This is a genomic window from Pseudovibrio sp. Ad37 (assembly GCF_001623075.1).
Lineage (GTDB): Bacteria > Pseudomonadota > Alphaproteobacteria > Rhizobiales > Stappiaceae > Pseudovibrio.
In genome coordinates this window covers 1-1,312 of the sequence record NZ_LMCF01000009.1, presented here as the reverse complement: position 1 = coordinate 1,312, position 1,312 = coordinate 1, and the positions used below count along the sequence as shown (strand labels likewise).

Annotated in this window: 1 protein-coding gene; it reads right to left on the bottom strand. The window is 50.2% G+C overall.

Annotated elements, in window-relative coordinates; all coding sequences use genetic code 11:
- On the bottom strand, nt 1–1,255 hold a 1,255-nt coding region (locus PsAD37_RS01720; protein ID WP_063294674.1), incomplete at its 3' end, for an IS4 family transposase.
- Nucleotides 1,256–1,312: the final 57 nt, after the last annotated feature.

Here is a 1,312-nt window from a genome sequence, read left to right as displayed (position 1 = left end):
GAATTCGTTGAATTTTTCGCTTTCTGGGAGGTTCGCATATACCTCGCCAAAAGCTGCTGGCGTTAACTGTGATGTTAGTCAGATCCCATGCTCCCTGAATTGCTGAAATGAAGGCCTGAATGATCAGCTTATGTAACCTCCATCTGGACGGAGAACGTTGCTTTAAACTCTCTTCTTGAGGAGAATGAGCCATGCATTCTTCACTTTGACGCTCAATCAGCAGAGCCAAGATGAGATGTGACAACAACCAGGTTTTGGCAAGAGCCGGGTTCTTTGCAGGCAGGCGGTCAATATGGATAAGGCTTTTAAGGCGCTTGAAGGCTAGCTCAATCTGCCAGCGGACCCTGTAGAGCGCGGCAATGCTGACAGCGTCAAACTGATCCTCTGGTAAAGACGTCAACAACAACATGTATTCAGCGGCGACGAGTGAGGAAGGGTTCAGTTTAGTACATTTCCTGCTTGCGGTTCTGCGCAGGCGTTTTCGTTCTTGCTCGGTCGCTTCAGGTGGTTTGCGCAGGATGATCAGACGGGCGGGAATATCTTGCTCCTTTGAATTTCCCAAAATAGTAATCTGACGATCAACGGGCCGATCATATTTAGCTTCAGGCAATACGGCAAACAGGTCAAACGGCGTATCATCGGGTTGGCGCAAACGAACCTTGCGCCAACCGGTTCGTACAAGAAAATCTCCTCCTTCCTTGAGGATGTAATGAAGTCCGTTTGCCTGAGCATAGCCCCTGTCTGCAATGTGAATATCGCCCTTCTTGATTGGTCCTCGTGCTAAGCTTTCTGCGCCGTGCACATCGGTTATCTCAAGATGCGTAAAGCGTCCGGCAGCAGGATCATAGCTGGCGTGTAAGCGGTAATCGATCTTCTTAGAGCCCACCCCGGAAATACAGCTACCATCCACCAACCGGAGACGGTGTCCGCTCGGGAAGGTCTGATTGCCTGCCTGTGACAGCAGCTTACCTAGAATATGCTCAAGCCAGTCTCCGGCCCCTTGAAGCCGCTTGAGAACAGCTACATCCGACAGCTCCCCGATTCCGCTCAGGGCTGCCCACGCTGCAGTGCTACGCAACGACATGCCACAGGGACCATATGCCATGGCAAGGCGCAGCAGATCTCGTCCGCTTGAAATTTCACGCTTTCGCAGCAAAGCTCCAAATTTGATCGCGGTTTCTTCAATATCAAGACTAGATGACAACGATGAAAGAATGTCTGGCCATTGAGCTAACGTAGGAACTTCAGTTTTCATTCCCCTTATGAATCACATAATGATTCCAGCGGTCTACATATACTCAAATGCTCCGAT